The sequence below is a fragment of the Streptomyces sp. NBC_00252 genome (assembly GCF_036187565.1).
GTDB lineage: Bacteria > Actinomycetota > Actinomycetes > Streptomycetales > Streptomycetaceae > Streptomyces.
In genome coordinates, this window is the sequence record NZ_CP108087.1 from 3,835,231 (window position 1) to 3,860,766 (window position 25,536).

A 25,536-nucleotide genomic window follows, 5' to 3' on the forward strand; every position below is an offset into this window, starting at 1 on the left:
GAAGGCTAGCGGCGGCCACTGACAGTCGAGGACCAATCGCCCTCAGGGGCAGAAGAAGCGCAGGTCAACACATGTGGTGCGATACGTCACGCGAGTTACTCGACGACGTGTCGCCCCTCGGGCCGCGCGCTGCACGAGGCCCGGAACGCGCAGTGCGCGCAGTGCTGTCCGGCCGTGGGCGTGAACCGTTCGTCGAGGACCTTGCCCGCGGCCGTGGCCAGCAGTTCACCGGCCCACTCCCCCTCCAGGGGCTCCTGGGCCTGCACCTTGGGCAGGGTCTCGCCGCCGTCCCGCAGGGGGGCGCCCTGGCGCAGCTGGACGAGTTCGGCGCCGCCCGGTTCGGGGCGTACTCCGTCGAAGGCCTCGTCGACGGCGCCCTCGCGGACCGCGAGCTGGTAGACGGCGAGTTGGGGGTGGCGCTCCACCTCGCGGGCGGTCGGCGTCTGCTTGCCGGTCTTGAAGTCGACCACGTAGGCGCGTCCCTCGCCGTCCGCCTCGACGCGGTCCATGGAGCCGCGGATGCGCACTTCGTAGTCGCCCGCTCCGAGGGTGACGTCGAAGTCGTGCTCGCTGGCGACCGGTGTACGGCCGGTGCGGACGCCGTTGGAGTCGACGTGCCACTTCAGGAAGCGTTCGAGCGCCACGCGCGCGTTGTCCTTCTCCTGCGCCGACTTCCAGGGCGCGTCGAAGGCGAGCGCGTTCCAGACGGTGTCGAGGCGCTCCATGAGGACGGCGAGATCGGCGGGGGTGCGTCCGGAGGCGACCTCGTCGGCCAGGACGTGCACCACGTTCCCGAAGCCCTGGGCGGCGGTCGCGGGCGCGTCGGCCTTCACCTCGCGGCCCAGGAACCATTGCAGGGAACAGGTGTTGGCGAGCTGGTCGAGGGCGCTCCCGGAGAGCACGACGGGCTGGTCGCGGTCGCGCAGCGGCACCTTGCTCTCGGTGGGGTCGTACATGCCCCACCAGCGGTACGGGTGCGCCGAGGGGACCAGCGGGCGCCCCTCCTCGTCGGCGAGCGCGGCCAGCCGGGCCAGCCTGCGCGCGGCGGCCTCCCTGAGGGTCTCCGACACGCGCGGGTCGACGGTCGTGGCGCGCAACTCGGCGACCAGGGCGGCGACCGACAGCGGGCGGCGCGGGCGGCCGGTGACGTCCTTGGGCTCGACGCCGAGTTCGGTGAGGAAGCGGGACGGCTGGTCGCCGTCGTCCGCAGGGGCCTTCACGGCGGTGACGACGAGGCGTTCACGCGCGCGTGTGGCGGCGACGTAGAACAGGCGGCGTTCCTCGGCGAGCAGGGCCCCCGGGGTGAGTGGTTCGGCGAGTCCGTCGCGGCCGATGCGGTCGGCCTCCAGGAGGGAGCCGCGGCGGCGCAGGTCCGGCCACAGGCCCTCCTGGACGCCCGCCACGACGACCAGATTCCACTCCAGGCCCTTGGAGCGGTGCGCGGTCATCAGGCGTACGGCGTCGGGGCGTACGGCCCGTCGGGTGAGCGTGTCGGCGGCGATGTCCTCGGCGTCGATCTCCTCCAGGAAGTTGAGGGCGCCCCGGCCCCCGGTGCGCTCCTCCGCGCGGGCGGCGGTCGCGAACAGCGCGCAGACGGCGTCCAGGTCGCGGTCCGCGTTGCGCCCGGCCGCGCCGCCGCGCAGTGCGGCCCGCTCCAGGCGCCCGGGCCACGGTGTGCCCTGCCAGAGGTCCCACAGCGCCTCCTCGGCCGTCCCGCCGCCCGCCAGCCGCTCGCGTGCCTTGCGCAGCAGCGCGCCCAGGCGCTGGGCTCCCCGCGCGTACGTCGGGTCGTGCGCGACCAGCCGCTCCGGCTCGGCCAGCGCCCGCGTGAGCAGCTCGTCCGAGGGCGGCGGCACGGGATTGCCACCGGCCCGCTCCTCCTCGCGCAGAGCGCGGCCCAGGCGCCGTAGATCGGCGGCGTCCATGGCGGCGAGGGGGGAGGCGAGCAGGGTGAGGGCGGTCTCGGTGTCGAGCCAGGTGGGGGCGACCGGCTCCTCGGAGGCGGCTTCCGGGGAGGCCTGCTGGGCGTCGGCTTCGGTTGCGGATTCGGCCTGTTCGGCATCGGCTTCCGCGGTGCCCTGTTCGTCGGCCGCTTCCAGTACGGCGTCCACCCCGACGGCCGCCTCCCCTGCGGCTTCCACGGCTTCGGTGGCGTCCTCGGGGCGCTCCGAAGCCTCCGCAGCCGCCACCGCCCGCAGTGCCGTCAGCAGGGGGGCCACCGCCGGTTCGTGGCGCAGGGGAAGGTCGTCGCCGTCGATGTCCAGGGGGACACCGGCCGCGGTGAGGGCGCGGCGGATCGTGGGGATGGTCCGGGAGCCGGCGCGCACCAGGACGGCCATGTCGTTCCAGGGGACGCCGTCCTCCAGGTGCGCCCTCCGGAGGATGTCGGCGATGTTGTCCAGCTCCGTGCCGGACGTCGGATACGTGTACACCTCGACGCGCCCGCCGTCCCGTACCGGGGACAGCTCGCGGTGGGCGCGCACCTTCTGGGCCGGGAGGCGGGTCAGGGGCATGCGCTGGGTGAGCAGGCGGGTGGCGGTCAGCAGGGCGGCGCCGGAGCGGCGGGAGGTCCCGAGCACCTCCACGGGCGCCGGATGCCCGTCCGCGCGCGGGAAGGCGTTCGGGAACTCCAGGATGCCGTTCACGTCGGCGCCCCGGAAGGTGTAGATCGACTGGTCGGGGTCGCCGAAGGCGACGAGGGTGCGGCCGCCGCCGGCGAGGGCGTGCAGCAGCCGCACCTGCGCGGGGTCGGTGTCCTGGTATTCGTCGACGAACACGGCGTCGTACTGCGCGGCGAGCTTCTCGGCGACCTCGGGGCGGCGCGCGAGGAGCACGGCGCGGTGCACGAGTTCGGCGTAGTCGAGCACTCCTTGGAGGTCGAGTACGTCGAGGTACTCGGCCAGGAACGCGGCGGCGGCACGCCAGTCGGGGCGGCCGATGCGGCGGGCGAAGGCGTCCAGGGAGCCGGGGCCCAGGCCCAGTTCGCGGCTGCGGGCGAGGACCGCGCGGACCTCGTCGGCGAAGCCCCGGGTGGTGAGGCAGGCGCGCAGCTCGTCGGGCCAGCGCACATGGGCGAGGCCGAGCCGCTCCAGGTCGGGCTGGCCCGCGAGCAGTTCGCGTACGGCGACATCCTGTTCGGGGCCCGAGAGCAGCCGTAGCGGCTCGACGAACAGGTCGCTGTCCTGGTGGGCGCGGACCAGGGCATAGCAGAACGAGTGGAAGGTGGTGGCCCGGGGCGCGCGGGCGGCGCCGATGCGCAGGGCCATGCGGTCGCGGAGTTCGACGGCCGCCTTGCGGCTGAACGTCAGCACGAGGATCCGCGCGGGGTCACCTCCCCGGGCGATCCGTGCGGCGACGGACTCCACCAGGGTGGTCGTCTTGCCGGTGCCCGGACCTGCGAGGACGAGCAGCGGGCCGGTCCCGTGGTCAACCACCGAGCGCTGTGGCGCGTCCAGACGAGGGGGAGCCGGCCGGGTCGGCGGGGTACGCACCAGTCGGTAAGCGCCACGGTTCCCCTGTCGCACCTGGGGGTGCGACAGGCGCCTGGTGGAGGAAGAGGAGCTCACGTGGTTCGCCGGTCCTGGTGGGTGTACTGGTTGCCTGACCACCGCGCGTGGAGGGCGGTGACCGCGAGGTGAGGGGGACAGGTGCAGCCGACGCTACGCCGACGGGTCGCCGGGAAGCAGGACTTCCGCGCGTTCCCTCACGGCTCGCCCGTCCCGGGTGTCCCTCGCCCCTCGAACGTACGGCATGCCACGGACGTGCCGGGTTTCCCCCGTACGGGCCACAGGTCGCCCCGGGCCGCGTCCGATGGCGGAAGCTGTCAGGTGTGACCGTCCGCGTGCTCGCCGCCGTCCCATCGCGCCCGTTTCATGTCGAGGCGCGGCAGGTGGCCCTCGGCGGCTCTGCTCGCCTCCTTCAGAGGGGTGCCCTCCGCGCGGTACTGGTCGAGCGCCCGCAGTTCGTGGCCGGGGAGCAGCGCGCCGTCCGCGCGGACGACCCGCCACCACGGAACGGCTCCTCCGTAGAGGGCCATCACACGGCCGACCTGGCGCGGCCCGCCCTCCTCCAGCCATTCGGCGACGTCCCCGTACGTCATGACGTGCCCGGGCGGAATCCGTTCGGCGACGTCCAGGACGCGCTCCGCGTATGCGGGCAGCGCGTGGCCATTGTCACGTTCGGGGCCGTCGTCGTACCCCGGAGGGATGTCTCCGTGCTCCGTGCCGGTGTCGTCCGGAAGGCTCTCCTCGCTCATCCGCCCCATCCTGCCGCACCCCACCGACAATGCGACGCGCTGGCGACTGTGCGTATCCCTCGCCCCGAAGCGGCGCGTGGGGCAGACTGTGCGCCCCCGCATTTGCACCCTGATGCCCCCGTGTGTCGGTGGGGCATGCCACCATCGTGCGGGCGGTGACCGGTGATACGAGATCAAGAAGAGACGATGAAGCAGCAGGGTGTGCACCCCGAGGACGCGGAGGGCACCTCTGACGCTGCGTCGCGCCCGGACACCGCCGACGCCCATGAGCAGGACCCTTCGGAGGGTCCCGCCGAGACGCCCGCGCCCGTCCCCGGGCCCGGCCTCGACGACTGCGGCGACGACCCGCACGTCGAGGAGGTCGAGGGCGACGAACCGCTGCTCCCCGCGCGCGTGCACCGCCCTTCCGATCTCATGCGCCTCCTGGTGGGCTTTCTCGCGATCGTCGTACTGCTCGCGATCGCCGCGTTCGCGCACGGCACGACCTCGGGGCTCGAACAGGACATCAACAAGGGCACCGGGCAGGCGCCCGACCTGCTGATCAAGATCGCGGGGCTCGCGTCCAGCATCGCGATCCTGCTGGTGCCGGTCGCGTTCGCGATCGAGCGGCTGATCAAGCGGGACGGGCTGCGCATCGCCGACGGCGTCCTCGCGGCGGTCCTCGCCCACGGAGTGACGCTCGCCACGGACCTGTGGGTCGCCAAGGCCGCCCCGGGCTCCATCCAGGAGGCGCTCACCCAGCCCTCCCCCGGTGACATCCACGCCCTCACCGACCCGGTGCACGGCTATCTGGCGCCCGTCATCGCGTACATGACGGCCGTAGGCATGTCCCGGAGGCCGCGCTGGCGCTCCGTGCTGTGGATCGTGCTGCTGCTCGACGCCTTCTCGATGCTGGTCACCGGGTACACCACACCGTTCTCGATCATCCTCACGGTGCTCATCGGCTGGACCGTCGCCTACGGGACGCTCTACGCGGTCGGCTCCCCGAACGTGCGGCCCACCGGGCGGACGCTGATGGCGGGCCTGCGGACGGTCGGCTTCCACCCCGTGGGCGCGGCCCGCGAGGAGGTCGTCGACACGGAGAACGGCGACCGCGGCCGGCGCTACTTCGTGACCCTGGAGGACGGTCCACCGCTGGACGTCACCGTGGTCGACCGGGAACAGCAGGCCCAGGGCTTCTTCTACCGCGCGTGGCGCAATCTGACCCTGCGCGGCTTCGCGACCCGCAGCAGCCTCCAGTCGCTGCGCCAGGCGCTGGAGCAGGAGGCCCTGCTCGCCTACGCGGCGATCGCGGCCGGGGCCAACGCCCCCAAGCTGATCGCGACCTCGGAACTCGGTCCGGACGCCGTGATGCTCGTCTACGAGCACACCGGTGGGCGCACGCTGGACTCGCTCGCGGACGAGGAGATCACCGACGATCTGCTGCGCCTGACCTGGCACCAGGTGCAGGCCCTGCAGTCGAGGCGCATCGCCCACCGCAGGCTCGCCGGTGACGCGATTCTGGTGGATCGTTCCGGCACGGTGATTCTCACGGACCTGCGCGGCGGCGAGATCGCCGCCGGTGAGCTGCTGCTGCGCATGGACGTCGCCCAGCTGGTGACGACCATCGGTCTACGGGTGGGCGCCGAGCGCGCGGTCGCCTCGGCGGTCGGTGTCCTCGGGCCCGACGCCGTGGCCGACTGTCTGCCGATGCTCCAGCCGATCGCGTTGACGCGCTCCACGCGCGCGACGCTGCGCCGTCTCTCCAGGGAGCGTGCCCAGCGCGAGCGGGACGCGATCCTGGAGGCGTCCCAGCAGACCAGGCTGGCCCGCGCGGAGGAGGCCTCGGAGGGCTCGACGCCCGTACTGGAGAAGCCCGACAAGAAGTCCGTGCGCGCGGAGCAGCGGGCCGAGAAGCGAGCCATCGACGAGGCGTTGGACGAGGCCCGCGAGGAGGATCTGCTCACCCAGATCCGCCACCAGGTGCTGCTGATCAGGCCGCAGGCGCACGTCGAACCCGCCCGTCTGGAGCGGGTGCGGCCACGCACGCTGATCAGTGTCATCGCGGGCGCGATCGGCGCCTACTTCCTGCTGACGCAGCTCACGCACATCGAGTTCGGTCCGCTCGTCGCCAACGCCCAGTGGGGCTGGGTGGCCGCGGCCGTGCTGTTCTCGGCGCTGAGCTACTTCGCGGCGGCGATGGCCCTCCTGGGGTTCGTGCCGGAGCGGGTGCCGTTCCTGCGGGCCGTGGGGGCGCAGGTCGCCGGGTCGTTCGTGAAGATCGTGGCCCCGGCCGCGGTCGGCGGTGTCGCCCTGAACACGCGCTTCCTGCAGCGGGCCGGGGTGCGGCCCGGGCTCGCGGTGGCGAGTGTCGGCGCGTCACAGCTGTTCGGTCTCGGCTGCCACATCCTGATGCTGCTGTCGTTCGGCTATCTGACCGGCACCGAGAAGACGCCGTCGCTGTCGCCGTCGAGGACGGTCATCGCCGGTCTGCTGACGGTGGCGGTGCTCGTGCTCGTGGTGACCTCGGTGCCGTTCCTGCGGAAGTTCCTCGTCACGCGCGTGCGGTCGCTCTTCGCCGGTGTCATCCCGCGCATGCTGGACGTGCTGCAGCGGCCGCAGAAGCTGGTCACCGGCATCGGCGGCATGCTCCTGCTGACGGCCTGCTTCGTGATGTGCCTGGACGCGTCGATCCGGGCCTTCGGCGACGACTCGACGTCGCTCAGCCTGGCCAGCGTCGCGGTCGTCTTCCTCGCGGGCAACGCGCTCGGTTCCGCGGCCCCGACCCCGGGCGGTGTGGGTGCCGTCGAGGCGAGCCTGACGCTGGGTCTGATCGCCGTCGGCCTCCCCAAGGAGGTGGCCGCTCCGGCGGTGCTGCTCTACCGCCTGCTGACGCTGTGGATCCCGGTGCTGCCGGGCTGGCTGTTCTTCAACCATCTGTCCCGCAAGGGCGCTCTGTAGAGCACGTTCGGGTCCGCACGGGGTGCACGCACGCGTGCGTACCTCGTACGGCCCGCGCCCCGAGCGCACCACCGCGTACGACCCCAGGATGGGACCATGCCGAACCCCTCCCGGCTGCGTGCCGCTGCCCTGACCGCCACCGTCGTCCTGCTGTCCGCCACGCTGGCGGGCTGCGGCGGCGGCTCCAAGGACGAGGATCCGACGGCCCAGAAGCTGAGCTGGAAGGACTGTCCGGCCCCGTCCGAGTCGGAGGGCGGCGGTGCCGCGCCGTCGCCGCTGCCGAACGGCACCAAGTGGCAGTGCGCCACCATGAAGGCACCGCTGGACTGGAACAAGCCCAAGGGCGACACGATCGGCATCGCCCTGGTACGCGCGAAGGCCAGCGGCGACAAGAGCAAGCGGATCGGATCGCTCGTCTTCAACTTCGGCGGCCCCGGCGGATCGGGCGTCACCACGCTGCCCGCGTTCGGCGACGACTACGCCGCCCTGCGCACCCGCTACGACCTGGTGAGCTTCGACCCGCGCGGAGTGGGCCGCAGCGCCGGCGTGGAGTGCGAGAGCGACTCCCAGCTCGACCAGTACTTCCAGCAGGACGCGACCCCGGACACCGCGGCCGAGCGCACCAAGCTCCTGGCCAACACCAAGCAGTTCAACGCGGCCTGCGAGAAGAACTCCAAGAAGATGCTCCCCCAGGTGCGCACCACCGACGCGGCCCGCGACATGGACCTGATGCGCCAGGTCCTCGGCGACGACACGCTGCACTACTTCGGCATCTCCTACGGCACCGAACTCGGCGGTGTCTACGCCCACTTGTTCCCCAAGCACGTGGGCCGGGCGGTCTTCGACGCGGTCGTCGACCCCACCCAGAACTCCGAACAGGGCTCCCTGGGACAGGCCAAGGGCTTCCAGCTCGCGCTCGACAACTTCGCCGACGACTGCACGTCGAAGACCACGGACTGCCCGATCGGCGACACCGCACAGGACGTCAAGGACCGCATCGCCAAACTGCTCAAGAGCCTCGACAGCAAGCCGATCCCGGGCATCTTCCCGCGTCAGCTGACGCAGACGGCCGCCACGAACGGCATCGCGCAGGCGCTGTACTCGAAGGACTTCTGGGAGTACCTCACCGAGGGCCTCGAACAGGCCTACAGCGGTGACGGCAAAGTCCTCATGGCGTTGTCCGACTCGATGAACGGGCGCAGCGAGAACGGCGAGTACAGCAACATCACAGCGGCGAACATCGCCATCAACTGCGCCGACGACAAGCCGAGATACACCGCCGCCGACGTGGAGGCGAAGCTGCCCGAGTTCCGGGCCGCCTCTCCCCTCTTCGGCGACTTCCTCGCCTGGGGCATGGTCAGCTGCACCGACTGGGCGGTGCCGGGCGCCGCCGACCATCCCGACGTGAGCGCGAACGGGTCGGCGCCGATCCTCGTCGTCGGCAACACCGGCGACCCCGCCACGCCGTACGAGGGGGCGCGGAAGATGGTGGACGCGCTGGGTAAGGGCGTCGCGGTCGAGCTGACGTACAAGGGCCAGGGGCACGGCGCGTACGACAGCAAGAACAAGTGCGTGCAGAGCGCGGTGAACGGCTATCTGCTGAACGGGAAAGTCCCGGCGGCCGGCACCGTCTGCTCCTGACCCCACCCCGAAATCCGGGCGAAATCGCAGGTCAGAAGGTTATCCACAGGCCGTCACGGGCTCGGCTCCCGCCGCCTACTATGGCCTGACCGCCTTCCGCGGCGTAACGCGGACGGCCTGCGAGGGGGGAATGCACATGGCGCGATTCGTACGGTGGACGGCCCTGATGGCCGCCGCCGCACTGCTGACGGCGGGCTGTAGCGGCGGCTCGTCGGACGACGGCAAGGACGGCGCGGGCGCGGGGGACGCCAAGCCGTCCGCGGCCGGTTCGTCCTCTTCCACCACGGCCGCGCTGCCCGCGTCGCTGACCGGGCAGAAGCTGGGCTGGGGGCGCTGCAAGGCCACCGCCGACTCGGCCGCGCCGAGCAGTGACTGGCAGTGCGCGACGCTCAAAGTCCCGCTGGACTGGTCGAAGCCGGACGGCTCGACGATCGGGCTCGCCCTGATCCGCTCCAAGTCGACGGGCGGCGACCGCATCGGCTCGCTGCTGTTCAACTTCGGCGGCCCCGGCGGCTCGGGCGTGGACTACATGCCGGCGTACGCCACCACGGTGTCCGCGCTGCACGAGCGCTACGACCTGGTGAGCTGGGACCCGCGCGGGGTCGCCGCGAGCGAGGGCGTCCGCTGCCGCAGCGACAAGGCGATCCAGGCCACCGAGGACATCGACGCCACGCCGGACACCCCGGCCGAGCAGAAGGCGTACTTCCAGGACGCCGCCGCCTTCGGCAAGGGCTGCGAGAAGGCCGCCGGAAAGCTGATGGAACACGTGTCGACGACCGACACGGCCCGCGACATGGACCTGATGCGCCAGGTGCTGGGCGACCCGAAGATGCACTACTTCGGCATCTCGTACGGCACCGAACTCGGCGGTGTCTACGCCCACTTGTTCCCGAAGAACGTGGGCCGGCTGATCCTGGACGCGGTCGTCGATCCGAGCGCCGACTCGGTGGGCCACGCCTTGAACCAGACCCGGGGCTTCCAGCGCGCGCTGGACGACTACCTCAAGTCGACGGACCAGGACCCGGCTCAGGGCTCGAAGAAGATCGCGGCTCTGCTGAAGCGGATGGACGCCAAGCCGCTGGAGACCTCGAGCGGGCGGAAGCTGACCGAGACGCTCGCACTCACCGGCATCGTCCTCCCGCTGTACAGCAAGGAGAGCTGGCCCACCCTGACCAGCGCCCTGAACTCCGCGCAGGAGGGCGACGGTTCGGAGCTGCTGGCGCTCGCCGACGGCTACAACGACCGTGACGGCGCGGGGCACTACGGCACGACCACCCATTCCCAACGGGTCATATCGTGCTTGGACGACAAGCAGCGGCCGACGCCCGCGCAGACGGAGAAGCTGCTGCCGGAGTTCGAGAAGATCTCCCCCGTGTTCGGCGACTTCCTGGGCTGGGACACGGCCGGGTGGTGTCACGACTGGCCGGTGGCCGGGCAGTACGACACCCCGGAGGTCAGCGCGCCCGGTGCGCCGCCGGTCCTGGTGGTCGGCAACACCGGGGACCCGGCGACACCGTACGAGGGTGCCCGCAAGATGGCCGACGAGCTGGGCAAGGGCGTCGGTGTGGAACTCACCTGGAAGGGCGAGGGCCACGGGTCGTACGGGAGTGGGAGCGACTGTGTCGACTCGACGGTGAACGCGTATCTGCTGAAGGGGACGGTCCCCAAGGACGGGAAGGTCTGCGCCTCGTAACCGGGGCGGCCGGAGCGACCGGGCCTACGAGGGCTCCGGGGGCGACAGAGACACCGAGGGCAGCGGAAAGGGGCCCGGCACGTGTGGTGCCGAGCCCCTCCCGGGAAAGCATGCGTCTAGTAGACGGGCTTGTCCGGCTCGATCTGGTTGACCCAGCCGATCACGCCGCCGCCGACGTGGACCGCGTCCGAGAAGCCGGCCGACTTGAGGACCGCGAGGACCTCCGCACTGCGGACACCCGTCTTGCAGTGCAGGACGATCTTCTTGTCCTGCGGGAGGGTCTCCAGGGCGGTGCCCATGAGGAACTCGTTCTTGGGGATCAGCTTGGCGCCGGGGATCGAGACGATCTCGTACTCGTTGACCTCGCGGACATCGATGATCTCGATGTTCTCGCCGTCGTCGATCCACTCCTTGAGCTGCTTGGGAGTGATCGTCGAACCGGCGGCCGCCTCCTGCGCCTCTTCGGAGACGACGCCGCAGAAGGCCTCGTAGTCGATGAGCTCGGTGACGGTCGGGTTCTCCCCGCAGACCGCGCAGTTGGGGTCCTTGCGGACCTTGACCTGGCGGTACTGCATCTCCAGGGCGTCGTAGATCATCAGACGGCCGACGAGCGGGTCGCCGACGCCGGTGAGGACCTTGATCGCCTCGGTGACCTGGATGGAGCCGATGGACGCGCACAGCACGCCCAGGACGCCGCCCTCGGCGCAGGAGGGGACCATGCCGGGGGGCGGGGGCTCCGGGTAGAGGCAGCGGTAGCAGGGGCCGTGCTCGGACCAGAAGACGGAGGCCTGGCCGTCGAAGCGGTAGATCGAACCCCACACGTACGGCTTGTTCAGCAGGACGGCGGCGTCGTTGACCAGGTAGCGCGTCGCGAAGTTGTCCGTGCCGTCGACGATCAGGTCGTACTCGCGGAAGATGTCCAGCACGTTCTCGGCCTCGAGCCGCTCCTCGTGCAGAACCACGTTCACGTACGGGTTGATGCCCAGCACGGAGTCGCGCGCCGACTCGGCCTTGGAGCGGCCGATGTCGGCCTGGCTGTGGATGATCTGGCGCTGCAGGTTCGACTCGTCGACCTCGTCGAACTCCACGATGCCGAGCGTGCCCACGCCCGCCGCGGCCAAGTACATCAGCGCCGGCGAGCCCAGACCGCCGGCGCCCACACAGAGCACCTTGGCGTTCTTCAGCCGCTTCTGCCCGTCCATGCCCACGTCGGGGATGATCAGGTGGCGGGAGTACCTGCGGACCTCGTCTACGGTGAGCTCGGCAGCCGGCTCGACCAGGGGTGGCAGCGACACGGGGACTCCGTTGGTCGGTCAATCACTACAGTTGTTCTCGCCGTAACACTGCCATGCCCTTCTTCATTCCGAGACACCCGTTCCGATCCGCGAGACGATCTCGTCCCAGTAGCCGGGCATCGTCTCCCAGGGGTCGGTGCGGCCGCCGCGATCGGTGCGGTCGGTGAAGTAGATGGTCGAGGCGCCCTGCCAGCGGGCGATGCGCAGCGCCTCGTCGAGATGACCGCGCGGGACACCGTGCACGAAGTGGCAGAACCGCTCGGGCGGATAGTCGGCGGTCCACTCGGCCACCTGCGACCAGCGGTAGTCGCTCCAAGGCCCGGAGAAGGTCACCAACTGGTCGGCGCACTCGGCGTATCCGGGGTACGGATGGGTGCCGTGCCCCAGGACGATGTGGGCGCCGTCCCGGAGCTCGCGGAGCGCGGTGACCGTGCGGCGGATCTCCGGGAGCTGGGCGCGTTCGGTGGGGCAGCGCTCCAGGAGGAAGCCGTCGACGCGGTACCAGTCGCGGTAGCGGTGCGCCTCGGAGATCAGGTCGCCGAAGGCACGGGTGCCGTGGGCGGCGTCGAGGTGGCCAAGGACCCGGACGCCCGCGTTGCTCAGCCGCCCGGCCGCCTCCAGGCAGTGCGGGTCGGGGCGGGTCCCCGGGCCCGAGGAGACGTTGAGGACGACCCAGTGCAAGGGAGTGCCGGGGCGGGTGAGTTCGCCCCATTCGGTCGGCGCGACCAGGGGGTGCGCGTAGCCGGGGACGCCGAAGCCGGTGCGGACGCTGGTGCTCGCGGTGCCGGGGGTGGCGCTGGTCAGATGCGGCATGCCGCCTCCATCCAGATGTCGGCGAGGGACTCCTCCAGGTTGATCCGGGGCCGCCAGCCGAGCCGGTCCCGCGCGGTGCGCACATCGGCCTGCTGCCAGCTCCCGCAGCCGTCCGGGTACGGGTACGCGACCGGGGCCGCGTGGTCGGGGTCAGTGCGGGGGTGCCCGATGGCCGCCCTCAACGGGCCGGGAGGGCCGTCGAGTTCGTGCAGCGCGCCCCCGTATCCGGCGACGCGGGCGAGGACGGCGGCGGCGTCGCGCAGCCGGACCGCGCGGCCCGAGCCGATGTTGATGACGCCCTGCGCGGCGGAGAGCGAGGCCGCGTGCACGGCGCGGGCCACATCCCGTACGTCGACGAAGTCACGCTGTGCGCCGAGGCCGCCGAGCTTGAGTTCGCCGTCGCCGGACTGCATGGCCCGGCGCATGGCCTCGGCGAGCCGGCCGAGCGGCGAGCCGGCCGGGGTGCCGGGCCCCGCGGGCGAGAAGACACGCAGCACCACGGCGTCGAGACCCGAGCCCAGGACCAGTTCGGTGGCGGCGAGTTTGCTGACGCCGTACGGGCCGCCGGGGCGGGGTACGGCGTCCTCGGCCGTGGAGGAACCGGGCTGGCTCGGGCCGTACTCCGCGCCGCACCCGATCTGCACCAGCCGGGCCCCGCAGCCGCTGCGGCGCAGGGCCTCGCAGACGGTGGCGACGGCGACGGTGTTGTGCCGGGTGAGTTCGCGGGCGCCGCCTCTGGTGGCACCGGCGCAGTTGATGACGACTCCGGGGTGGACGGCGTCCAGGAAGCGGGTGAGCGCTCCGGGGCTGCCGGTCGCGAGGTCGAAGCGGACGTCGGCGTCGTCGCCGCGGCCGAGCGCGGTGAGCTGGACGGCCGGGTCGGCGAGCAGGCGGTCGGCGACGAAGCGGCCGAGGTAGCCGTTGGCTCCGATCAGCAGGACCCTCATCGGACGGCTCCCCGGGCCGACTCTCCGGATCGGGAGGTGATCATCTGGTGTTCTCCTTCACAGGGTGTTGCGGTTGCCTCCGGCGGTGGGGCCGGGCGCCTGCGACGGGATGACGGCTCTGCCCGGTGCGGGGCACGGCGGTCACCGCGGCTCGTTCGCCGGCGCGTGCGCGGAGGCTCTGGTCAGCGTGCGGGTGGTGTGGAACAGGAGGATCAGGGCGGCTGCTCCGCAGGCCAGGGCGGGGATGCCGCCGGGGCCCACGGATTCCAGGACGGTTTCCACGGGGGCGGCCAGGAAGCCGCAGCCGGGGAGGCGGCCGATGAGATCGACGGCCAGGGCAGTCGCCTCCGTCACGGCCGCCGCGCCGAGGGCGACGGTCGGGGCGTGGGTGAAACCGTGGACGGTGAGGAGGCGGGCGAGCAGCAACAGGGCGCCCAGGGTGATCCCTTGGGCATACGCGGCGGGCTCCCCCAGGACCGCGCCGCTGAGCGCGAGGAGGGCGGTCAGGGCACACACGAACAGGGCGAACGCGCCGAGCAGCAGCGGCTGCACGGAGTCGGCGAAGTCCTCGAGTCCACGGCTGGTCGCGAGCTTGCGGCGGGCGCGCACGGCGAAGTGGTGCGCGCACCAGGCCGCGGGGGCGCAGGCCACGGTGAGGGCGAGGACCGGTGCGGTGGCCGTGGGCCAGAGGCCGCCCGCGAGGCCGGTCGGCAGCCCGTCGGGGCCACCGTCGTCCGCGGCACGCAGCAGACCGTCGCCGAGGAGGGCGTAGGCCAGCAGCCAGTACGTCCACAGGCGGGTGCCGGGGGGCGTACGCCACGCGTGCGTGCCGGGCGGGCTGCTCAACGGGCCGCGGCGGAGGGCGACGCGCACACCCAGGGCCACCGCGAGCACGCCGACGACGGCCACCGTCAACCGCAGCCGACCGTCCGTGAGCCGCACACCGGTCACGGCAGCAGCGCAGAGGACCCCTGGCAGCAGGGCGAGTACGGCCCAGGTCGCGCGGGGCGCCGGTTCGGTGACCGGGTCGGCGTGCGCGGGCGCCACGTCGTCGCGGGACACGCGTGCGTACATCTCCTCGGCGAGCGAGAACACGTCCCGGTGCCGGAAGCGCGCGGCCGTCCGATCGGTGACACCGTGCGCCTCGAGCCCCGCCGCGATCTCCAAGGGGTCGACGGCCCGTTCACACAGCTCACGGTGACGGTGCATCAGCGCCTTCACAGGGTCGGCTGCACCGCGCCGGGCGGGGGTGGCGGCCTTGCGGTCGGCCGCGCGGGGAGTGGGTGCGGGCGCCGCGTCGGGATGCGGTTGCCGCGCGCCGACTGAGGGGCGAGGAGCGGGGGTGGTCCGGGCGTTGGCGTCTTGGCCGGTGGCCGGCGGGGCTTCATGGAGGTCTACGGCGGCGCGCACATCACCGGTGCCTTGGCCAGCGGGCGGCAAGGCTTCGTCGAGGTCTACGGCGGCACACACATCACCGGCGTCCGGCGCCTCAACCACCGGAGCTTCATCACGGGCGGCGGCACCACGCACGTCACCGCTTCCGTTGCCGTGCCGCGCTGCTGCCGACAACACCCCCGGCGCCACTGCCTCCGCGCCCGCTTCCACCTGCGACTCCCCCCTCCCCTCAAGCCACTGTTCCGACCGCGCGTCCCATGCCTCCGCGCTCCCAGGAGTCCCGGGGCGGTCGAGTTCGCCGAGGCCGCTCATCGGGCTGCCTCCGTGGCGGGCAAGGGAGTTGTGCCGCGTACGGGCGTCCCGGTCGCCCAGGTGGGGCCGCCGCGGGCCACGACGCGGGCCATGGGGCCGGTCCAGCGGCCGGGGACGTGACCCTCGGCGGGGGCCGCGAACGGGAGGGGTTCGCCCGCCTCGTCGAGGACGACCCGGCGGACCGGGGCGTGCGAAACGATCTCCAGGTAAATGCCGTGAAATGCCGCGATGTTCTGCTCGACGGTGAACAGTTCGAGCGCGCGGGCGCGTGCCGCGGCGCCCAGGCGCTCCCGGCGCTCCGGGTCGCGCAACAGGCTCACGCACGCCTCCGCGAGCGCCCGCGGATTGCGCGGGGGCACGACGAGTCCCGTGCCGCCGATGACCTCGACCACCGCCCCCACGTCCGTGGACACGGTCGCCCGGCCGCAGAACATGGCCTCGACCAGGCCGACCGGGAAGCCCTCGACGACACTCGACAGGACGATCACCGTCCCGGCCGCGTACGCCTCGGCGAGTGTGGGGGCCTCCGGGCCGCCGATCTCCTCGAAGGACACCGGGTTGTCGCCGACCGCGTGCACGCCCTCGGCCTCGTCGGGGAAGAGCTGGGCGGCCAGCGCCCGGCAGTGCCCGAGGTACGCGTGGCCCTCGGCGCCGGAGGGCGCGCCGACGATCCGAAGCCGCGCCTTGGGCTCTTCCTTGCGGATCTCCGCGAAGGCGTGCAGCAGGGAGATCAGGTCCTTGGCGGGTTCGATCCGGCCGACCCACACCAGCGTGTCCGGGTCCGCGCCGTCGGGCGCCTCGCCCACCTCGGCGAAGCGGGTCGCCTCCATGCCGGGGTGGACCGTGCGCAGCTTCGTACGGTCGGCGCCGCAGCGTTCCTGCCAGCGCCGGGTGTGGCTGTTGCCCGGGGTGATCAACTCGGCCTGCCGGTAGGTCTCGGTGGCCAGCCTGCCGTGGAAGGCGGCGAGCAACGCCCGTACGGCGGGCGGGGCGTCGGCGGAGGCCAGGTAGTGCGTGCGCAGCTGCACGCCGTACTCGGTCACCAGTAGCGGCACGCCGGCGAAGTGGCGGGCGAGCAGCCCGGGCAGGGCCGCGGTGCCGCCGGCCGTCGCGTGGCAGAGGTCCACGGAGCCGAGGGCGTCGTCCTCGTACCAGTCGAGCGAGAGGGGGCGCAGCGCACGCTCCAAGTGGGCTGCTACGGCGAGGAGTTCGGGTACGCGCGCCTCGCGGGCGGTGCGGAGTGCGCCGGGCGCGCGACAGGCGCGTTCGAGCGTGCGTACGGCGCTTTCGGAGCGCAGCGCGCCGACGAGTCCGCCCTCGTCGCGGGCGAGTTCCGCGAGCCCGTACAGCGCGTTGGCGAAACGGTCCGCCACATCGGCGGAGGGGGCCTCCTGCTCGCCCTGCGCCCCTTCCGGCGCCTCCGCGACCCGGCCGTCGCCCGCGCACAGCACGGCCGCCAGTTCCGCGTAGCACTCGCCGAACCGCCGGCGTGCGCGGCGCCCGAGGGTCACGCCGTCGTCCTCGGCGCTCCACAGCGGCGCGGTGCGCACCCGGCTGACCTGGGGCGGCAGTTCGAGCCAGCCCTCGTTCTCCTGGCGCTCGCTGCGGCTGAGCGCGTAGATGTCGAACTGGTGCTGCCCGAGCCCGCGTACGAGCCGGTCGCACCAGAGTCTGGCGTCACCGCTCACATACGGATAGCCACCCTCCGTAAGCAGTCCTATGCGCACGGGTACACCCCCGATCTCCCATATGGGGAGCCGCCGTTGACCCGGCGGCTCGCAGCGGGACGAACGTATGCGGACAAGGCGGTGGCGCGACGGACGGTTGTCCATCGCGCCACCAAAAGGGGTGAACGGGCGTAACTTTCCCGTGCGGGCCGCGTTCGGTCGCGCTAAGAGATCAGTCGCGTACGGAACGTCAGACCGTTGACGTGCCGTCGCTACGGTGCCGTAGCGACGCGTCGGTCACGTCGTCGCGACGGTGCCGTAGCGTCGCGAGGACGGGACCGTACCGTCGTGCGGACGGGACGGCACCGTCGTGGGGACGGCACCGTCCCGTCGTCGCGACGCGACCGTCACGTCGTCGCCAACTCCCGTCTGGCCGCCCTGCGTCGGGCCGCGACCTGGGGATCGAGGGCCGGTACGGCGGCCAGGAGCTGCTTCGTGTACGGGTCCTTGGGTGCGTCGTAGACCTCGTCGGCGGGGCCTTGTTCAACGATCCTCCCGCGGCGCATCACCGCGACCCGGTCGCTGACCTGGCGGACGACGGCGAGGTCGTGGGCGACGAACACGAGCGCGAGGCCCAGTTCGCGCTGGAGTTCGCCGAGCAGGGCGACGACCTGCGCCTGTGTGGTGACGTCGAGCGCGGAGACCGGCTCGTCGCACACGATCACGCGCGGGTCGGCCGCGAGCGCCCGCGCGATGCCCACGCGCTGGCGCTGGCCACCGCTGAACTCGTGCGGGTAGCGGTCGTAGTGCGCCCCTCCGAGCCCCACGCGCTCCAGGAGTTCGCGTACGCGCCCCCGGATGCTCTCCTCGTCGCGTTCGCCACGCGCGCGGAGCGGGTCGGCGATCGACTCGCCCACGCTGCGGCGGGGGTTGAGGGAGGAGACGGGATCCTGGAAGACCATCTGGACGTCGGGGCGGACCCCGCCGCCGGGCTTGATCTCGCCGGCCGTCGGCTGCAGGAGCCCGACCAGCATCCGGCCCAGTGTCGTCTTGCCGCTGCCGCTCTCGCCGACGATGCCGAGGGTCTCCCCCCGGTGGATGGTCAGCGACACGTCGTCCACGGCCGCGAACGCCCGCTTCCCGCGCCCGAATTCACGCCGCAGGCCCGTCGCCTCCAGGACGACCTCCGCGGGCGCCGAGGGTGCCGCCGAGCGGGCGCGCGGGGCGTCCACGCGCGGGACCGCGCCGAGCAGGTCCCGGGTGTACGCCTCGGCCGGCGCCCCGAGCACGGTGTCCACGGGCCCGTGTTCGACGGCCCGCCCGTGCCGCATGACGAGGATGTCGTCGACGCTCTCGGCGGCGACACCCACGTCGTGCGTGACGAGCAGCAGCCCGAGCCCGGTCTCCTCGCGCAGCGTGTGCAGCAGGTCGAGGATCTGCGCCTGGACGGTCACGTCGAGCGCCGTCGTGGGCTCGTCGGCGATCAGCAGCTCGGGTTCGCAGGCGAGCGCCATCGCGATGAGGGCGCGCTGCCGCATGCCGCCGCTGAACTCGTGCGGGCGCGAACGGGATCGCCGTACCGCGTCCGGAATTCCGACGCGTTCCAGGACGTCGACGGCACGCGCGCGTGCGGCCCGACGGGACACGCGCGTGTGCACGCGGTAGACCTCGGCTATCTGGTCGCCGATCGCGTAGTACGGGTCCAGGGACGACAGCGGGTCCTGGAAGACCATCGCGGCCTTCCCGCCCCGAAGCCGTCGCAGGTCCGCGTCGGACGCCTCCTGTACGTCGATGCCGGCCACCCGGACCGAGCCGCCGACGTCGGCGCCCGTGCCGCGGTGCAGGCCCAACAGGGCCGAGGCGACGGTGGACTTGCCCGAGCCGGACTCGCCGACCAGGCCCAGGGCGGCGCCCTTCTCCAGCGTGAAGGAGAGGCCGTCGACGGCCCGCAGGGAGCCGAACCCGACCGTCAGGTCGGTGACTTGGACCAGGACGTCCGCCGAGGCGTTCGTCGAGCCGTCCAGCGAACTCATGCGAGCACCACCCGTCGGTCGGCCACCGCGTACAGCACGTCAGCGACGGCGTTGGCGATGACCACGAAGAAGCCGATGACCAGGACCATGCCGACGACCACCGGCAGGTCGACGACGTTGACGGCGTGGACGAGTTCCTGTCCGATGCCGGGCAGTCCGAAGAGCGTCTCGGTGAGGACCGCGCCGCCGACCGCCGAGCCGACGTTGTTGGCGTTGAGCGCGATGACCGGCGCGAGCGCCCCGCGCAGCGCGTGCCGCCCGATGATGGACCGCTCGCCGACGCCGTACGCGCGGAAGGTGCGGATGTGGTCCTCGGCGAGGGTCTCCAGCATCGACGCCCGGGTGAGCCGGGCGAACGTGGCGGCCTCGATGAGGGCCAGCGACAGCCAGGGCAGGAGCAGGTTCCAGGCCCACTGTTCGGGGTCGTCGGTGAGGCTGACGTACTGCGGGAAGGGCAGCAGTTCCAACTGCCCGCAGACGACGATCATCAGGACGAGGCCGATCACGAACACCGGGGTGGCGACGCCCGCGAGGGTGATGCCGGTCAGCAGGCGCTCGGTGAACCGGCCGCGCCGCCACGCGGACAGGATGCCGGTGCCGACGCCGAGGATCAGCCACAGGACCATCGCGCCGAACACCAGGGACAGGCTGACCGGCAGCTTCGACAGGATCAGCTTGGTGACCTGCTGGTCGCCCTGGTACGACTGGCCGAGGCAGGGTGCCGCGCAGTGCTCGACCGAGGTGCCCGTCGAGTAGTCCGTGCCGACGAGGATGCCCTGGAGGAAGTGCCAGTAGCGGAGGTACAGCGGGTCGTCGAGCCTCAACTGCTGGGCGACCTGGTGCACTTGCTCCGGGGAGCAGCGCGGGCCGCAGGTGATCTGGGCGACGTTGCCGGGGGTGGCGTAGAAGACCACGTAGATGATCACCGAGATGGCGAGCAGGGTGATCACGGTGCCGATGGCCCGGCGCAGGACGAAGCCTCCGAAGCCGCTCATGCCGGGTCCTCCTTGGTGCCGCGCGCGTCGGCTGTCTTGACCGCATTGACGCTCGGGTCAACCGTTGACCGGCCGGACTTCGCGTCCGCCTTCGCCTCGCGCTTGCGCCCCGTGCCGACGCGCAGACGGGATGCCGCGCGGGGGTCGAGGGCCGTGCGGACGCCGTCGCCGAGGACGGTCAGGGAGAGCACGGTGACGAAGAGGGCGCCGGCGGGCAGCAGCAGGTACTGCGGCGCGGCCTGGTACCAGACGTCGGCTGCGGTGAGCATCTGTCCCCAGGAGGGCGTCGGCGGCTTCACGCCGACACCGAGGAAGGACAGGGCCGCCTCGGCGCTGATGTTCATCGGGAAGAGGAGCGCGGAGTACGTGATGACGGGCGCGGCCAGGCCGGGCAGCAGTTCGCGACGGGCGATGCGCCAGGTGCCCCAGCCGCTCAGCCGGGCGGCGGCGACGTAGTCGAGTTCCTTGAGGGTCAGGGTCTGGGCGCGCACGATCTTCGCGACGTTGCCCCAGGCGATCAGCCCGATGACCAGGGCGACCAGCAGGGGGCGCGGAAAGCTGTCGGGGACGATCGCGAGCAGCGCCAAGGACATGATCATCAATGGCATCGCCACGATGATGTCGGTGACCCGGCTCAAGAGTTGATCAACCCATCGGCTCCCGAGCCCGGCGGCGACGCCGATCACGACACCGACGAAGACCTGGACGACGGTCGCACCCAGGGCGACACCCAGGGAGACCCGGGCGCCGTAGGCGAGACGGGCGAACAGGTCACGCCCGGTCTGCGGTTCGATGCCGAGCCAGTGGTCGCCGTTGATGCCCCCGAAGGAGCCGGTCGGCACACCTCCGCGCGCGGAGTCGATGAGCGAGGGGTGGTAGGTGAACGGGTCCTGGCCCTCGATGGCGGTGAGCAGCGGCGCGGCGAGCGCGACCAGGACGAGCAGGGCGACGACGGCCGCCGCGACGAGGGCGGCGCGCTGCGCTCGCAGCCGCCGCCAGAACTGACGGGCCCCCGAGACCGCCGGGACGGAGATGTCCGTCCCGGCGGCCTGGGAGGCGACAAGTGCCTCGCTCATGGGGTTACTTGACCGCTACCTGGGAGATGTCCAGGACGCCGGTCCAGTCGCTGATGACGACGTTCTTGATGTCCTTGCCGACCAGTCGCTTGTAGACGGGGTGGAACAGCGGCACGGTCAGGGCCTGCTCGCCGATCTTCTTGTCCAGTGCACCCCACCGCTTGGCGGCCTCGTCAAGGTTCGTCAACTTGTTGATCGAGTCAATCTCGTCATTGACCGACTTGTCGTTGAGCAGGCCGGTGTTGAAGTTCGCGCCGTCCTTGACGATCTGGCGGCCGTCGAAGATCGGGGCGAGGAAGGGACCGCCGGAGGGCCAGTCGGCACCCCAGTGGGCGAGGAAGAAGCCCGGCTCGGTCTTGACGCTGTGGATCTTGTCCTTGTAGTCGTTGCTCTCCAGGCCCTGCAGCTTGACGGTGATGCCGGCCTTCTTGAGCGCGTCCTGGATCGCGGTCGCGATCTCCGGGCTCGTCTCGAAGTCCTTGTCGTTGGAGTGCGTCAGCGTGACGGTGACCCCCTTCGGGTAACCGGCCTCCTTGAGCAGCTCCTTGGCCTTCGCCGCGTTGCCGGACGCACCCGCCGGGAACAGGTCGTAGGGGTCGTAGCCGAAGGACTTCTGGTTCGGCAGGAAGGTGGTCGCGGCCTCGGCCAGGGACGAGCCGCCCGCCGCGTTCACCACGGACGACCGGTCGATGGCGTACGAGATCGCCTGGCGCACCTTGACGTTGTTGAACGGCGCGACCTTGGGGTTGAACGCGATGTAGTTCGTGTAACCGAAGTGCCCGGTGCCGACGCGCGCCGCCAGCGACTTGTCGCCGGTCACCTTGGCCAGCTCGGCGGGACCGAGGTTGGTGTCCGTCGTGACGGCGGCGGCGTCCGCACCCTGGGACGCGGACAGCCGCTGGTTGATCACGGACGAGTCGAGACCCGACTTGACGTTGATCTTGTCCGGGTAGGCCTTGCGCTCGGCGTCCGTCGCGGTGGACCAGTACGTGTTGCGCTCCAGGACGACCGTCTCACCGTCGTTCTGGTTGCTGACGACCTTGTACGGCCCCGAGGAGATCGGGTGCTGCTCGTACTTCGTCCCCGTGTCCTTCGCCTTCGGGACGGGCGTGAACTGCGTCTGCGTGGCGAGGTAGGGGAACTCGCCCTCGGGCTTGTTCAGGTGGAAGACGATGGTCTGGCTGTCCGGGGTCTCGATCGCGCTGAGCCCCTTCTTGTCCTTGTAGGGCCCCTGGTAGTCGGCCGCGCCGACCAGCCAGTCCCTCAAGTAGGGCGCGCCGCCCGAGAGTTCGGGGGCGAAGGAGCGCTCGATGCCGTACTTGATGTCGGCCGAGGTGATCGCCGTACCGTCCTCGTACTTAAGGCCCTTCTTCAGGGTGTACGTCCACTCGGTCGCGTCCTTGTTGGGGCGTCCGGTGTCGGTGGCGAGGTCCGGGACGACCTTGGCGCCGGCCGCGCCGTTCTCGCGGTTGCGGGTGGTGAGGGTGCGGAAGACGAGGGAGGGGACGTTGCCGCCGCCCGACGTGTACAGACGGGCCGGGTCGAAGTCCTCCTGGGGCTGCGAGTTCAGGACCGTGAGCGTGCCGCCCTTGTGGGGCGCGGAGTCGCCACCGGAGCCCTTGGCATCGTTGTCCTTCGGCCCGCAGGCAGCGGCACCCGCTACCACGGCCAGGCTGACGGATGCCACGGCCACGCGCCGGGCTATGACGGACGGTTGACGCATCGGAATGACGACCTCTCGGATGACTTTCGAGAATCTCGCCGGGGTTTCCAGGAGACTTCTCGAATGGTGAGACTGATGGACGAGGAGTGAGACGGAAGTGAACAGCCGTCTGCCCCGGCGTCGGGTCGTCGAAAAATCCCTGCCTGGGTCATGCGGCAAGGGCATGGTGATGTGGGTCGCGACACAAACGCCAGGGGCGGTGTTCAGCGACAGAGAATGTCGGCCACGCAGATCGGGGTCACGCCGATGAGCGCCAGCTCGATGGCGGCGCGGTTCGGGACATGACTAGACCACATGCCGAAAAATATGAAGGAAGTTGCGGCTCGTGTCAATGTGACATAAGCGTCCCCTGTCAACTGCCCGGGTACGGCCAGGGGTTCGCGAGACAGTGGATGCCGTCATGATCGAGGAACTTGGTCTGCTGCTGCATGACCGGGGCCAACTCGCCGTCCTTGTCGCAGGTGACGTGCCCGTAGCCGAGACGGTGACCGACCTCGTGGTTGATCAACATCTGCCGGTACGCGTACATCTTGTCCCCATATGTCGTCGACCCTTGAGCCCATCGATACGCGTTGATCATCACGCGTTCGGTGGCCGCTGAGTCGCACGACACATTGTCCTCGGTGGTGTCGAGCCCCGACTTGGCGCACCACGTGGCGGTAGTACCAGGGCTCGCCAGAGTGATGACGAAGTCCGGTTTGCCCGTATAGATCCGCTCGAAGGTGCGGGCGCGGTTGTGGGCCCAACTCCGCTTGTCGTTCAGCGTCTTCTGCACGGCCTCCGCGAAGAGCGTCCCGTCGAGCCCGAGCCCCTGTTCCACGTCCACGCGGTACGTGTACTTGTGCCCCTTGCCGGGCGCCTTGTCGACACCGGGCACCGCGTCGAACTTGTCCGGCCCCTTGAGCTTCGCGCCGAGCGGGTACTTCTTGGCCATCTTCTGGGCGTACGTCAGCGCCACCAGCCGCGGCGAACTCGACGGGCCGGCCTCCGCCGAGGCACTCTCGCGCGCGTCCCGCGCCTGATCGGTCGCCGCCCGCGCCTGCGTCCCGTCACCGTCCTTCGCGACCTGCCCGGCCACGATGACGGCCAGCACGGTGGTGACGGCGGCGGCCGCGATACCGGTGTACGTCCGCCCCTTGCTGCCCTTCGCGGGCGCGGAGGGCTGCTCGGAGGGGGGTGCGTCATCGGCGTCGTCGGTCTCGGGCGTCCAGTCCGTGACAGAGCCGTACGGGTCGGAGGCGTTCGTCGCGACCTCGCTCCGGGGCGCGAAGACGTCGTCGTCCGCCTCGAACGCGTCGACGTAGTCCTGCCGTGGACCCCGACCGCCGTGCCGGCGTCGCTGGGGGGCGGCTTGAGGGGCCTGGCGCTGGCGGGGAATGGGAACCCCGGTTCCTGCCGCCCCGGAAGGCGCACCGACGGCCGGGGCCTGAGGCACACCGGTCCCCTGAGCGGCGCCGGCTCCAACTCCGGTACGTCCTTTCAACTCACCCCAGCCGCCCCCGGATTCGGGCTGCTCGGGGTGGCCGGCGGGGGTGCGGGGGGTGCCGTGGGCGGGGGTGCCGTCGAAACGGGGTACCCCACGCGCGGGAGTGCCGTCGGAGTAGCGAGGGGTGCCGTGGGCCGGGGTCCCCTCGGAGTAGCTAGGGGTGCCGTGAGCCGGAGTCCCATCAGGTGAACGGGGCGTCTCGCGCGCGGGGAAGCCGTCCGGCAGCCGGGGAACGCCATGCGCCGGGGTCCCGTCGGCGAAACGGGGAGTGCCGTGCGCCGGGGTCCCGTCCGGCACACGTGGCCCACCGCGAGCCTGCGTGCCGTCGGGCAGCCTCGGAAACCCGTGGGCCGGAGTCCCGTCCGGAAGCCGGGGAAAACCATGCGCCGGAGTCCCGTCCCGAAAACCCGGCGCACCCTGTACGGGCATGCCATCAGGCGAACGCGGGCCCCCGCGCGCGGGAGTGCCATCAGGAAGACGCGGCCCTCCGGTCTCGGACCCGCCCCCGAAGAAACGCGGCGACCCATGAGCCGGGGTCCCGTCCGGAAAACGCTGCTCCCCTTGACCGGACACCGCTCCCTGGAAGCGCGGGACGCCGTGAGCGGGGGTGCCGTCGGGAAGTCGAGGGCCACCTTGGACGGAGGGCTGTCCTTGGAAACGCGGGACACCGTGGGCCGGGGTCCCCTCGCCAGAACGCGACCCACCTTGTACGGGCGGCCCCTGGAAACGCGGGACGCCATGCGCCGGAGTCCCCTCCCCGGAACCCACCCCACCCTGCCCGGGCGCCGCACCCTGAAAGCGCGGAACCCCATGAGCGGGAGTGCCATCGGAAAGACGAGGCCCACCTTGAACGGGCGGCTGACCTTGGAAACGCGGAACACCGTGGGCCGGAGTCCCATCACCAGAACGCGACCCACCTTGAACGGGCGGCGGCCCCTGGAAACGCGGGACGCCATGCGCCGGAGTCCCCTCCCCGGAACCCACCCCGCCCCGCACACCCAACGCCCCCGGAACCCGCGGCACCCCACCCGTAGGAGTCCCGTCCACGAACCGCGACGCGCCCTCCGAAGGCACCGCCCCCTGGACACGCGGAATACCCCGCGCCGGAGTCCCACCCTCAAAACCAGGCACGCCACGAGCAGGCGTTCCGTCGGAAAGCCGAGCCCCCTGCTGCCCAGGCACCTCACCTGAGAGCCGCGGCCCGCGCTGACCGGACGCACCATCCGAAAGCCGCGGCGGTCGCTGACCAGACCCACCGTCAGATA

General features: G+C 71.6%; 16 protein-coding genes. 3 read left to right on the forward strand and 13 right to left on the reverse strand.

The genetic code is table 11. The features are described from left to right. Nucleotides 1-95 precede the first annotated feature (95 nt). Nucleotides 96-3,566 (reverse strand): ATP-dependent helicase, encoded by a 3,471-nt coding sequence (locus OHT77_RS16500; RefSeq protein ID WP_328829234.1) that lies wholly within the window; start codon nt 3,564-3,566, stop codon nt 96-98. Between the two features lie 257 nt (nt 3,567-3,823). After that, nucleotides 3,824-4,255 (reverse strand): MGMT family protein, encoded by a 432-nt coding sequence (locus tag OHT77_RS16505; protein ID WP_328829235.1) that lies wholly within the window; start codon nt 4,253-4,255, stop codon nt 3,824-3,826. A 186-nt stretch (nt 4,256-4,441) separates the two neighbouring features. Between OHT77_RS16505 and OHT77_RS16510 the strand changes: the two genes are divergently transcribed. The 3 genes from OHT77_RS16510 to OHT77_RS16520 all read left to right on the forward strand — a co-directional run bounded on the left by OHT77_RS16510 (nt 4,442) and on the right by OHT77_RS16520 (nt 10,529). Next, on the forward strand, nt 4,442-7,195 hold the full coding sequence (locus OHT77_RS16510) for a lysylphosphatidylglycerol synthase transmembrane domain-containing protein (RefSeq protein ID WP_328829236.1): 2,754 nt from the start codon (nt 4,442-4,444) through the stop codon (nt 7,193-7,195). Between the two features lie 96 nt (nt 7,196-7,291). Beyond that, on the forward strand, nt 7,292-8,836 hold the full coding sequence (locus OHT77_RS16515; protein WP_328829237.1) for an alpha/beta hydrolase: 1,545 nt from the start codon (nt 7,292-7,294) through the stop codon (nt 8,834-8,836). A gap of 136 nt (nt 8,837-8,972) precedes the next feature. Further along, nucleotides 8,973-10,529 carry an alpha/beta hydrolase gene (locus OHT77_RS16520; protein WP_328829239.1) on the forward strand — a complete coding sequence of 519 codons (1,557 nt, stop codon included), beginning with the start codon at nt 8,973-8,975 and terminating at the stop codon, nt 10,527-10,529. 116 nt (nt 10,530-10,645) lie between these two features. Here OHT77_RS16520 and moeZ read toward each other — a convergent pair whose 3' ends face one another. The 11 genes from moeZ to OHT77_RS16575 all read right to left on the reverse strand — a co-directional run bounded on the left by moeZ (nt 10,646) and on the right by OHT77_RS16575 (nt 24,700). Then, nucleotides 10,646-11,824 carry an adenylyltransferase/sulfurtransferase MoeZ gene (gene moeZ, locus OHT77_RS16525; protein ID WP_328829240.1) on the reverse strand — a complete coding sequence of 393 codons (1,179 nt, stop codon included), beginning with the start codon at nt 11,822-11,824 and terminating at the stop codon, nt 10,646-10,648. Between the two features lie 63 nt (nt 11,825-11,887). Further along, complete coding sequence (locus OHT77_RS16530; RefSeq protein WP_328829241.1) at nt 11,888-12,637, reverse strand: spherulation-specific family 4 protein; 750 nt, start codon at nt 12,635-12,637, stop codon at nt 11,888-11,890. Continuing rightward, nucleotides 12,625-13,584 carry an NAD-dependent epimerase/dehydratase family protein gene (locus OHT77_RS16535; protein ID WP_033282020.1) on the reverse strand — a complete coding sequence of 320 codons (960 nt, stop codon included), beginning with the start codon at nt 13,582-13,584 and terminating at the stop codon, nt 12,625-12,627. Before OHT77_RS16535 ends, OHT77_RS16530 begins: the two co-directional genes overlap by 13 nt. 141 nt (nt 13,585-13,725) lie before the next feature. After that, nucleotides 13,726-15,291 (reverse strand): hypothetical protein, encoded by a 1,566-nt coding sequence (locus OHT77_RS16540; RefSeq protein WP_328829243.1) that lies wholly within the window; start codon nt 15,289-15,291, stop codon nt 13,726-13,728. Continuing rightward, nucleotides 15,288-17,018, reverse strand: a complete 1,731-nt coding sequence (locus OHT77_RS16545; RefSeq protein WP_328829244.1) for a DUF3492 domain-containing protein — start codon at nt 17,016-17,018, stop codon at nt 15,288-15,290. The genes OHT77_RS16540 and OHT77_RS16545 overlap by 4 nt, the downstream gene beginning before the upstream one ends. Nucleotides 17,019-17,365: 347 nt before the next feature. Then, nucleotides 17,366-18,991 (reverse strand): ABC transporter ATP-binding protein, encoded by a 1,626-nt coding sequence (locus tag OHT77_RS16550; RefSeq protein ID WP_328829245.1) that lies wholly within the window; start codon nt 18,989-18,991, stop codon nt 17,366-17,368. After that, nucleotides 18,988-19,986, reverse strand: a complete 999-nt coding sequence (locus OHT77_RS16555) for an ABC transporter permease (RefSeq protein ID WP_266772246.1) — start codon at nt 19,984-19,986, stop codon at nt 18,988-18,990. The genes OHT77_RS16550 and OHT77_RS16555 overlap by 4 nt, the downstream gene beginning before the upstream one ends. Then, nucleotides 19,983-21,062 carry an ABC transporter permease gene (locus OHT77_RS16560; RefSeq protein ID WP_328829246.1) on the reverse strand — a complete coding sequence of 360 codons (1,080 nt, stop codon included), beginning with the start codon at nt 21,060-21,062 and terminating at the stop codon, nt 19,983-19,985. The genes OHT77_RS16555 and OHT77_RS16560 overlap by 4 nt, the downstream gene beginning before the upstream one ends. Before the next feature lie 4 nt (nt 21,063-21,066). Further along, nucleotides 21,067-22,785 carry an ABC transporter substrate-binding protein gene (locus OHT77_RS16565; protein ID WP_328829247.1) on the reverse strand — a complete coding sequence of 573 codons (1,719 nt, stop codon included), beginning with the start codon at nt 22,783-22,785 and terminating at the stop codon, nt 21,067-21,069. A gap of 203 nt (nt 22,786-22,988) precedes the next feature. Beyond that, nucleotides 22,989-23,081 carry an Ms4533A family Cys-rich leader peptide gene (locus OHT77_RS16570; RefSeq protein ID WP_328679234.1) on the reverse strand — a complete coding sequence of 31 codons (93 nt, stop codon included), beginning with the start codon at nt 23,079-23,081 and terminating at the stop codon, nt 22,989-22,991. Nucleotides 23,082-23,137: 56 nt separating this feature from the next. Continuing rightward, nucleotides 23,138-24,700 carry a DUF3152 domain-containing protein gene (locus tag OHT77_RS16575; RefSeq protein WP_328829248.1) on the reverse strand — a complete coding sequence of 521 codons (1,563 nt, stop codon included), beginning with the start codon at nt 24,698-24,700 and terminating at the stop codon, nt 23,138-23,140. Nucleotides 24,701-25,536 lie beyond the last annotated feature (836 nt).

Coding starts and splice junctions, on each gene's coding strand:
- OHT77_RS16550 (WP_328829245.1), bottom strand. CDS start 18,991: ATGAGTTCGCTGGACGGCTCGACGAACGCCTCGGCGGACGTCCTGGTC.
- OHT77_RS16575 (WP_328829248.1), bottom strand. CDS start 24,700: ATGCCCGTACAGGGTGCGCCGGGTTTTCGGGACGGGACTCCGGCGCAT.
- OHT77_RS16560 (WP_328829246.1), bottom strand. CDS start 21,062: ATGAGCGAGGCACTTGTCGCCTCCCAGGCCGCCGGGACGGACATCTCC.
- OHT77_RS16520 (WP_328829239.1), top strand. CDS start 8,973: ATGGCGCGATTCGTACGGTGGACGGCCCTGATGGCCGCCGCCGCACTG.
- OHT77_RS16565 (WP_328829247.1), bottom strand. CDS start 22,785: ATGCGTCAACCGTCCGTCATAGCCCGGCGCGTGGCCGTGGCATCCGTC.
- OHT77_RS16510 (WP_328829236.1), top strand. CDS start 4,442: ATGAAGCAGCAGGGTGTGCACCCCGAGGACGCGGAGGGCACCTCTGAC.
- OHT77_RS16535 (WP_033282020.1), bottom strand. CDS start 13,584: ATGAGGGTCCTGCTGATCGGAGCCAACGGCTACCTCGGCCGCTTCGTC.
- OHT77_RS16515 (WP_328829237.1), top strand. CDS start 7,292: ATGCCGAACCCCTCCCGGCTGCGTGCCGCTGCCCTGACCGCCACCGTC.
- OHT77_RS16505 (WP_328829235.1), bottom strand. CDS start 4,255: ATGAGCGAGGAGAGCCTTCCGGACGACACCGGCACGGAGCACGGAGAC.
- OHT77_RS16570 (WP_328679234.1), bottom strand. CDS start 23,081: ATGTGGTCTAGTCATGTCCCGAACCGCGCCGCCATCGAGCTGGCGCTC.
- OHT77_RS16555 (WP_266772246.1), bottom strand. CDS start 19,986: ATGAGCGGCTTCGGAGGCTTCGTCCTGCGCCGGGCCATCGGCACCGTG.
- OHT77_RS16530 (WP_328829241.1), bottom strand. CDS start 12,637: ATGCCGCATCTGACCAGCGCCACCCCCGGCACCGCGAGCACCAGCGTC.
- OHT77_RS16540 (WP_328829243.1), bottom strand. CDS start 15,291: ATGAGCGGCCTCGGCGAACTCGACCGCCCCGGGACTCCTGGGAGCGCG.